Origin of the sequence: Paenalcaligenes hermetiae, assembly GCF_039543645.1 — a bacterium.
GTDB lineage: Bacteria > Pseudomonadota > Gammaproteobacteria > Burkholderiales > Burkholderiaceae_B > Paenalcaligenes > Paenalcaligenes hermetiae.
In genome coordinates this window covers 1-9,124 of the sequence record NZ_BAABKD010000003.1, presented here as the reverse complement: position 1 = coordinate 9,124, position 9,124 = coordinate 1, and the positions used below count along the sequence as shown (strand labels likewise).

At 58.9% G+C, this 9,124-nt stretch carries 8 protein-coding genes; 7 read left to right on the top strand and 1 reads right to left on the bottom strand.

Features of this window, described 5'->3' with window-relative positions:
• Positions 1-114 precede the first annotated feature (114 nt).
• The 5 genes from ABD980_RS11185 to ABD980_RS03615 all read left to right on the top strand — a co-directional run bounded on the left by ABD980_RS11185 (position 115) and on the right by ABD980_RS03615 (position 4,411).
• Positions 115-369 (top strand): ATP-binding protein, encoded by a 255-nt coding sequence (locus ABD980_RS11185; RefSeq protein ID WP_002328886.1) that lies wholly within the window; start codon positions 115-117, stop codon positions 367-369.
• A gap of 47 nt (positions 370-416) precedes the next feature.
• Positions 417-1,334 (top strand): aminoglycoside phosphotransferase family protein, encoded by a 918-nt coding sequence (locus ABD980_RS03630; RefSeq protein WP_024399348.1) that lies wholly within the window; start codon positions 417-419, stop codon positions 1,332-1,334.
• Between the two features lie 660 nt (positions 1,335-1,994).
• Positions 1,995-2,771: a sugar phosphate isomerase/epimerase family protein gene (locus tag ABD980_RS03625; RefSeq protein ID WP_345369683.1), complete on the top strand. Its 777-nt coding sequence runs from the start codon at positions 1,995-1,997 to the stop codon at positions 2,769-2,771.
• 181 nt (positions 2,772-2,952) lie between these two features.
• Complete coding sequence (locus tag ABD980_RS03620) at positions 2,953-3,336, top strand: rhodanese-like domain-containing protein (protein ID WP_345369681.1); 384 nt, start codon at positions 2,953-2,955, stop codon at positions 3,334-3,336.
• 67 nt (positions 3,337-3,403) lie between these two features.
• Positions 3,404-4,411 carry an NAD-dependent epimerase/dehydratase family protein gene (locus ABD980_RS03615; RefSeq protein WP_345369679.1) on the top strand — a complete coding sequence of 336 codons (1,008 nt, stop codon included), beginning with the start codon at positions 3,404-3,406 and terminating at the stop codon, positions 4,409-4,411.
• A gap of 167 nt (positions 4,412-4,578) precedes the next feature.
• Here the strand turns inward: ABD980_RS03615 and ABD980_RS03610 are convergent, their stop codons facing one another.
• Positions 4,579-5,709 carry a hypothetical protein gene (locus ABD980_RS03610; protein WP_345369677.1) on the bottom strand — a complete coding sequence of 377 codons (1,131 nt, stop codon included), beginning with the start codon at positions 5,707-5,709 and terminating at the stop codon, positions 4,579-4,581.
• Positions 5,710-6,124: 415 nt separating this feature from the next.
• On the opposite strand from ABD980_RS03610, the gene guaA reads away from it, so the two are divergent.
• Entirely contained in the window at positions 6,125-7,738 is a 1,614-nt protein-coding gene (gene guaA / locus ABD980_RS03605) for a glutamine-hydrolyzing GMP synthase (protein WP_345369675.1), read from the top strand.
• A 111-nt stretch (positions 7,739-7,849) separates the two neighbouring features.
• Positions 7,850-9,124: IS91-like element ISCR2 family transposase (locus ABD980_RS03600; RefSeq protein ID WP_345369673.1), on the top strand; the 1,275-nt coding region annotated here is incomplete at its 3' end.

Here is a 9,124-nt window from a genome sequence, read left to right as displayed (position 1 = left end):
GGTGTCGAAAGAGTCAACTGCGGTCCAAAGCTGTTGGACTTGGGTGAAAAGGGCGTTTATTCTTCCTATACGTGAACGTATTAACTAATCCTGATTATATTAGAGATTGGCTAGGTGTACATATTAAAACAGATCTGTATTTCGCAACTCCATGATCGGACGGTGGAGATCCGGATCGAAGATAACGGGGTCGGATTCAGTGAGACACTTGTTCAAAGCTTTGCAGAAAAAACATCCAGCGAACGTTCGGGCTTGGGACTCATCATTGCCAAGAAATTCATTGAAGCAAATGGCGGAAATTTTAGTGTCAGCAGTAGACCGAACGAAGGGACGACACTTTCGATCAGACTGCAAGTAGCACAATGTTAGAGTGAAATTGAGGCTAAACGATTTTTTGTTGGAGGGCGCTATTGACCATGAATCTTTTTAAAGAAGAAATCGGAAACTGGCAAGATTGGAGCAATGTCTCTCAATCATTATTTGCTTTTTCTGCTCTTACTAATTTCATATTCCAAAAAGAAAACCTGCCACTCGCGAAACTCGAAAACCTGCCACCGGCAACGAATGCTGTTTTCAAATCTGGTGATTTTGTTATAAAAATATATGTTCCGCGTGAGGGAGGAATGGATCCGGCAACGGAAATACAGACAGAATTGTTTTCCATGCAGCGAGCAAATCAGCTCGGAATTCATTCCCCTAAACTGATAGCACATGGTTTTGTGGAGGATAAATATCGTTTTGTTTACATGATAATGGAATATGTTCATGGGACCGCATTCGGCGAAGCCGTAAAAAGCATGGCACACATTGAAAAATCTGAAGCAGCAAAGCAACTTTGCAAACTCACGAATATAATGAACACCTCTTGCCCACGGTTCAATGACATTGATATCTTTGCCGATGAAGATCGTTCTGAAAGGTGGAGTATATATCCCGATTCCTTTAGGTCGGAAAGACTTATTTACATCACTTCTCACGATTACGGCGAGAAAGTATATGTCCACGGCGATCTAAACAGCAACAACGTCATCATTACCGATGACGGTAAACTTTGTATTATTGACTTTGCAGATGCCGTTCTTGCGCCGAAGGTTTACGAGGATGCGTATATTGCAGCCGAACTGTTCAAATTTGATTCTGTACTGCTACGTGGTTATTTCAGTGATTATTCTGAAGAAGAGCTTGTTGGAATCATCACGGATGGTCTGCTAATCCACGATTTCGGTGGAGATGTTGTCAGAAAATACCTCGGTAAACCAGAGGAGTTCCACTGTATTAATGATCTACGAAAACGGATATATGAAAAGCTGACAAACGAACCGTCAGGCCAGTAAAAATCCGTGCGGCAATCATTGATGTGCGTCGGTTTGTATGACATTGTATCAGTTCCATTACTCAGGTGAGTAGGACAGCATCGCCACAAACCGGCACGCCTCCCAATATTATAAGGTTGTAATTCCGCATGGTCAAAACCCAATAACACGGTATGCACAAAAACTGTATTGATACTGTGCTCAATAGACTTAAAGCACTTTAGAAGGAACGGAATTTGAGGCAAACATTTTGGAAATCTTAACGTGAGCGCAGAACATCTTTCGGACAACACATGACAACATTGTCATGTGACAACCTTGTCATATAATTTGTTTTATGTTATATATTTTTAACTCAACTTTCGCACCTAGAAAATCAATGTAAAACCAGTTGTAGAACGGTCTTACGGTCTGTTGAATAGCCAGCTTGCCAAAATAGAAAAACACCACTTCGTTTGGTAAAGTGAGAGTGTCAAGCCATCACTACCAGACAGAAGAGGTGTCTTCCATCATGATAGACCATCAGCCCGATCTGAATCAACTGCCAAACGAATTAAAGCCTGCTTTTCAAGAACTGAAAGTGATGAAACATCTTCAACAAGCCGGATTCCGTAAGCGATTTGGCTTTAGCTGTGCTCGGCTATTCCAACTCGTCTTTGTCCTTCTGTTTCACCAGAAGAATTGGTTTCGACTGCTCGAGAGCAGCAAGGGCGACTCCTTTCCCGGCAAGGATGCCCGCAGCGCCTGCTTGAAGAAGGGCCGCAACTGCGAGCGGCGATCGAAGCCGCGGGGCTGGTGCCCTTCGGCACGGTGCCGGCCATGCATACCGGAACCGATGAAGCTACCTGGCGGCTTAACTTTCAGGCCGCAGCCGCGGCCGGAGCCCGCACGGTGCGCCTCACGCCCAAGGCCTATCCCGCCGGGCTCTTTGATTACCCGGCCTTCCTCAAAGAGGTGGTCGCCGCCTATGAGCGGGCCATCGCCATCGCCCGGCCACTGGGCGTCAAACCGGTCATCGAAATGCACTCGGGCAATCTGGCAATCACGCCGGGCCTCGCCCTGCAGATTGTCGAGCATTTTTCGCCCCAGGACATCGGACTGATTCTGGATCTGCCCAACTTCGCGCGTGAAGGCGGCGTTCATCCGCAACTGTGCCTTTCCGTGGTGCGCGACTACGTGGACCACTGCCACCTGGGCGGCTACCGCAAAAATGGCGGCCAGTACGACGCCTACGGCTTCCGGCAGAACACCGGTGAAATGTGCGCGCTGAGCGAAAGCGATCTGCCCATCCCGCGGTGGATTGAACTGCTCGCGGAACTGGCCACGCCGCAGCGGCCGATTCCGCTGATCATCGAGGACTATTCCGCGAATATCAGCGGTGAACTGCGCCTGCGCCGCTCGGTCGCGGAAGCACGGCGCCTGCCGCAGCTCGCACTGCCGCAGATTAAAAGAGCGTGAACGGCTTGCCCGGCTCGGCCGAAGCGTTTGGCCTTTCTTCGCTGCTCTGCTTTGCTTCCGGCCCGGTCCGGCCTCCGTTATCCCTGACTCAGCACCCCTTTTTCCAGCCGCTGCCCCGCTCGCCCCGTTGAAGTGCCAAGCGGATCGCCCGGCCTTGAACCTCACGTTTTTTGGAATGACCATGTCGCAAGCACCTTCCGACCGAACCGCCGGCCTGCCCCCCCGCTACCCCTTTCAGGCGGAGTGGGAAACCACGCCCCACGAGGTACGGGCTCTTCAGCAACGCGGGGAGGATTTCCTCCTTTTGGATTGCCGCACGTCGGAAGAGTTTGCCACCGCCCGCATCGAAGGCGCTCACCTGTGCCCGATGCAGGAAATTCCCGCCAACGTGCAGGAATTGGCCGAGCACGCGGACCGCAAGATCGTGGTTCACTGTCACCACGGTGCCCGCTCGCTGAAGGTCGCGGCCTATCTGCGGGAACAAGGTTTTGAGGATGTCACCTCCATGGCCGGTGGTATTGACCTCTGGTCCACGGATATTGATTCTTCCGTCCCGCGTTACTGAATTCTGCTCACGCGGCTGGATCCTGTTTGCGTGCTCTTTCGCACGCAACTTTCACCGGAGTCCGCTCATGGCACTGCTGAACTGGCCTTCTTTGCACGGCGATGCCTTCCAGGGCAAGCGGGTTCTGGTGACCGGCGCCGCGGGCTTCATCGGTTCACATCTGAGCGAAGCGCTGGCGGCCCTGGGCGCTACCGTGGTGGCGATGGATGACCTGAGCTTTGGTGATCGGGCGAATCTGCAGCCGGCCGAAGCCACCGGGCCGGGACACGTTCTTTTCCGGCAGGCGTCCATCCTTGATCCGGCGGAACTGGCCGAGGCGGCGGCGGGCTGCGAACTGATCTTTCACCAGGCGGCGTGGGGGTCGGTGCCGCGCAGCTGCGAAATTCCGCTGGCGTATCACCAGGTCAACGCCACCGGCACGCTGCAGCTGCTGGAAGCGGCGCGCGCAAGTGGGGTTCAGCGCGTTGTTTTTGCAGCGTCCAGCGCTGCCTACGGGCAGAGCGAAGAGTTGCCCAAACACGAAGCGATGGCCCCCTCGGCCTTCAGCCCGTATGCCGCGAACAAGATCGCTGGCGAAGCGCTGCTGCAGGCTTACGCCGGCAGCTTTCCGCTGGATACCGTTTCTCTGCGCTACTTCAATATCTTCGGCCCCCGGCAGAATGCCCACTCGGCCTACGCGGCGGTGATCGCCGCCTTCGCTCAGAACCTGGACCAGGGCAAGGCGCCTGTGATCTACGGCACCGGGGAGCAAACGCGCGATTTCACATTTGTTGACAACGTCGTTCACGCCAACCTGCTGGCCGCCCGCCACCGGCAACCGCTGAGAGGAGCGATTCTGAATGTCGCCAGCGGCCAGCGCATCTCGGTGCAGTCCCTTGCGCTGCAGATGACTGAGTTCTGGCAGCGCAGCGATCTAAAGCCCCGGTACGTCGAACCGCGGGCAGGCGACGTGCTGCACTCGCAGGCCTGCCTCCAGCGCATCGGCGAGGTGCTGGGCTATGAGCCGCTGGTGGATTTCTCTTCCGGGCTCAAAGCCACCTGCGCCTGGTATCAGCAGAGCCTGCGCGCCGAATAAAAAGCGGCTCCCCTGAAGACTGCTTTCGCAAGGAGCGGCCCTGACGTGTCAGTCAGTCAGTCAGTCAGTCAGTCAGTCAGTCAACTGACACGCTCGTTTCATCCCGCCCCTGCCAAGTCCGCTTTTTATTTAAAGACGCTCCACCCCCAGCCTCTCTCTCTTCTTTTTCACTCTTCCCCCCGCTCGAGCGCATCGAAGAGCAGAAGCTGCGCCAGCACATAAGCCAGCAGCGACTCCGCCCCCTGATTGCGGTTGACACCCCCTTCCTGCAGGCCGTCCTGGCAACCGCCCGTTTCCGAGTGAATAAGCGAAGCTCCCAGCTCGTTGTGCCCGAGGAACCAGCGGAAGCAGTCCCACGCGCACTCCTGCCAGAGGGGCTCACCGGTCACCCGGCCGGCGACCAGGCATGCATCCACCAGGGCATAGGCTTCCAGCGGCTGCTGGTCCCACCGGGCCCGCTCGCCCCCGCACTCCAGCCAGCCGGCATTGCCGATCACCCCCAGACACGGCTCTCCTTCCGGCGTGCGGGCCGCCTGCACCTGCAAAAGCCAGCGCAGTGCCGCCAGGCCATCGCGCACCATCACGGGCAACTGCAGCTTTTCTCCGGCCAGCAGCAGCGCCTGAGGCAGGCGTGCGTTGTCGTAAGTGACCTGGTCTTCCCACCAGCACCACCGCGTCGAAGCATGGCTGCGATAGGCGGCGTACAGGCCGTGGGCCAGATCTTCGAGCAGCGCAAGCGCCCGCTCATCGCCGGGGCAAGCCTTCAGAAAATGGACGAGGCCATGAATCGCAAAAGCGCGCGAGCGCAGTGGCTCCAGCCGCTGGATCAGGTCCATGCCCGCTGCAAAAAGCTCGTTTGCTCTCCGGCGAATCTCTGGCTCGGGCGCCCGATCCGCCGTCCAGCCCAGCGACCAGAGCGCCCGAGCCTGACTGTCCAGACTGCCCTGCGGCTCGAGCCACTGACCGTGCTGGTCCATGAAATTGCGGAAGGCCTGCTCCCGCGGACACCAGGCCGATTCCACAAAAGCCAGATAATCCGCCAGGGGCAGCTCGGTCTTTCCGCCCTGCTGGCGGGCGTGCTCCGCCGCCGCGATCAGGGCGCGGGCGTTGTCATCGGTGCAGTAGCCATGATCCAGATCGGGTGAGGCATAGCGGGCATGCTGGAAAAGGCCCCGCTCATCGGTCATGGCCAGCAGTTGCCGCAGATCCAGAGGCGGCACGGAAAATCCAAGGTTTCCAGCCCCGCTTTCCCAATTCTGAGCCGGTTCGCGGACGCTGGAGGGTCGAAACTCCATCATGTTCAGCAAGCTCCTCAAGCTCCAAAAGGCCGCCCCACCATCTCCAACCCGAAACCTGGGCGACCAAGGGGCAGTGTAGCCCTGCGGATGCAGAAAGATCGAGAAACCACTTCTTTTGAGGCTAAATGGCGACTTTTCAGGTTGCCAGGTGGCGGAGAGCCGCAGCCGCGGGGCCGGCAGCGCCTCTGGCGAAGAGAAAGTCCGGTGGACGAGCTGGCCGCGGGGCCGAGACGCTCCCGCCCCGGCGGGCCGAAGCGTTCCCGCTCGTTTCCAGGCTCCCGTCCCGACCGGAAGCAGGCGGCATCCCCCGCTGCGGCCGCGTCACCACGGAAGCCCGCGGCGGTCGCTATCATGGTCGTTTCGCTATTCCGGGCGAGCCTTCCCTGACCGCCAGCACAATACCACCATGCCCCAGATGACCCACGACCTCCACGCCGCGACCGAAGCTGCCATCGCCGACATCCCACCCGGGGTAAGCGAGGTGATACCGATTCTGGATTTCGGCTCGCAGTACGTGCAGCTGATCGCCCGGCGCATCCGTGAGGCGGGGGTGTATTCCCTGCTGGTCAGCCCCTCGATCACCCTGGAACAGCTTGCGCGCATCCGACCCAAGGGGATCATCCTCTCCGGCGGCCCCAGCTCGGTCTATGAAGAGGGTGCCCCCCGCTGCGACCCCAAGCTCTTTGACCTAGGCGTGCCCGTGCTGGGCATCTGCTACGGCATGCAGATCGGCTCGCAACTACTCGGAGCCCGGGTCGAAAATGCCGAAGCCCGCGAATACGGCCGCGCTCAACTGAAGATCCTCGACCGGTCGGACCTGCTCCAGGGCCTGCCGGAGAACACCACGGTGTGGATGTCCCACGGGGACCAGGTCCAGACCCTGGGCGAGGAGTTCCTTGCGCTCGCGACCACCCCGACCTGCCCGTATGCCGCGGTGCGGCACAAGTCCCGGCCCTTCTACGGCGTGCAGTTCCACCCGGAAGTCACCCACACGCCCCACGGCACGGAACTGCTGGCCAACTTCCTCTTCCGTATCTGCGGTTGCCAGGGCAAGTGGAAGATGAGCGACTTCATCGACGCCCAGTGCGCGGTGATCCGCGAGCGGGTGGGCGACGATCAGGTGATCTGCGGCTTGAGCGGTGGTGTGGATTCTTCCGTCCTAGCCGCGCTGCTGGCCAAGGCCATCGGCCGTCAGCTGACCTGTATCTTCGTGGACAACGGGCTACTGCGAAAAAACGAGCGTGAACTGGTCGAACAGACCTTCCGTGAACACTTTGACGTGGACCTGCGCGTGGCGGATGCGGGCGACCAGTTCCTCACGGATCTGGCCGGCGTCACGGACCCGCAGGAAAAGCGAACGCGGATCGGCCACCGCTTCATCAGCGTCTTCAAGGAACAGGCCGCGCGGATTCAGCCGGTCAAGCCCGGCGGGCAGGTGCACTTCCTCGCCCAGGGCACGCTCTATCCGGACGTGATTGAATCCGGCCAGGGTTATGCCGGCACGGCGGCGAATATCAAGCTGCACCACAACGTCGGCGGCCTGCCGGCGGAACTGGGCTTTGGCCTGATCGAACCGCTGCGTAATCTCTTCAAGGACGAAGTGCGCAAACTCGGCGAAGTGCTCGGCCTGCCGGATGTGATGGTTTGGCGCCACCCCTTCCCCGGCCCGGGCCTGGCGGTGCGGGTCCTGGGCGAAGTGACGCGCCCGCAGCTGGACCTGCTGCGCGATGCGGACGAAGTGCTGCTGGAAGAGATTGTCGCCAATGGCCTCTACCGCAAGACCAGCCAGGTCTTCGCAGTACTGCTGCCGGTCAAGTCGGTGGGCGTCATGGGCGACGGCCGCACGCACGAGCAGGTGATCGCCGTCCGCGCGGTGGAAACCCAGGACTTCATGACCGCCGACTGGGCCCGCATCCCCTTCGATGTGCTGGCCACCATCAGCAGCCGCATCATCAACGAAGTCCGCGGCGTCAACCGCGTGGTCTACGACATCTCCAGCAAGCCCCCGGCCACCATTGAGTGGGAGTGACGGGCACTGGCTGGCAATGTCTAGCAACGGCAGGCATTTCGGCTGAGGGTAAAAGAACTTTCCGCTAAGCGATAGACTGTATGTAAACACAGTATTGCAAGGACGCGGAACATGCCTCATGTGGCGGCCAGGACGGCCAGCCGGGATCGGGATACTGGTCGTTACCAGAGCCACCGACCCGAGCAAACCCTTCTCTATCAGATCGTTGACGAGTATTACCCGGCATTCGCTGCGCTTATGGCAGAGCAGGGAAAGGAATTGCCGGGCTATGTGCAACGGGAATTTGAAGAATTTCTCCAATGCGGGCGGCTGGAGCATGGCTTTCTACGGGTTCGCTGCGAGTCTTGCCACGCCGAGCACCTGGTCGCTTTCAGCTGTAAGCGTCGCGGTTTCTGCCCGAGCTGTGGGGCGCGGCGGATGGCCGAAAGTGCCGCCTTGCTGGTTGATGAAGTACTGCCTGAACAACCCATGCGTCAGTGGGTGTTGAGCTTCCCGTTTCAGCTGCGTTTCCTGTTTGCCAGCCGGCCCGAGATCATGGGGTGGGTGCTGGGCATCGTTTACCGCGTCATTGCCACGCACCTGGTCAAGAAAGCGGGCCATACCCACCAAGTGGCCAAGACGGGCGCGGTCACCCTGATCCAGCGTTTTGGATCGGCGCTCAATCTGAATGTTCACTTCCACATGCTGTTTCTCGACGGTGTGTATGTCGAGCAATCCCACGGCTCAGCGCGTTTCCGCTGGGTCAAGGCGCCGACCAGCCCAGAGCTCACCCAGCTGACGCACACCATCGCCCACCGGGTGGGTCGCTATCTGGAACGGCAAGGCCTGCTGGAACGGGATGTCGAAAACAGCTATCTGGCCTCGGATGCGGTGGATGACGACCCGATGACACCCCTGCTGGGGCACTCGATCACTTACCGTATCGCTGTCGGTTCACAGGCGGGGCGAAAGGTGTTCACTTTGCAAACTCTGCCGACCAGTGGTGATCCGTTCGGTGACGGGATTGGCAAGGTAGCCGGGTCCAGCCTGCACGCCGGCGTGGCGGCCAGGGCCGATGAACGCAGCAAACTCGAACGGCTGTGCCACTACATCAGCCGCCCGGCGGTGTCTGAGAAACGGCTGTCGCTCACGAAGAATGGCAACGTGCGCTACCAGCTCAAGACGCCGTACCGGGACGGCACCACGCACGTCATTTTCGAACCATTGGATTTCATTGCAAGGCTGGCCGCCCTGGTACCGAAGCCCAGAGTCAACCTAACCCGCTTCCACGGGGTGTTCGCACCCAACAGTCGGCACCGGGCGTTGGTCACGCCGGCAAAACGGGGCAGGGGCAACAAGGTCAGGGTGGCTGATGAACCGGCAACACCAGCACAACGGCGAGCGTCG

Coding starts and splice junctions, on each gene's coding strand:
- ABD980_RS03620 (WP_345369681.1), top strand. CDS start 2,953: ATGTCGCAAGCACCTTCCGACCGAACCGCCGGCCTGCCCCCCCGCTAC.
- ABD980_RS03615 (WP_345369679.1), top strand. CDS start 3,404: ATGGCACTGCTGAACTGGCCTTCTTTGCACGGCGATGCCTTCCAGGGC.
- ABD980_RS03610 (WP_345369677.1), bottom strand. CDS start 5,709: ATGATGGAGTTTCGACCCTCCAGCGTCCGCGAACCGGCTCAGAATTGG.
- guaA (WP_345369675.1), top strand. CDS start 6,125: ATGACCCACGACCTCCACGCCGCGACCGAAGCTGCCATCGCCGACATC.
- ABD980_RS03630 (WP_024399348.1), top strand. CDS start 417: ATGAATCTTTTTAAAGAAGAAATCGGAAACTGGCAAGATTGGAGCAAT.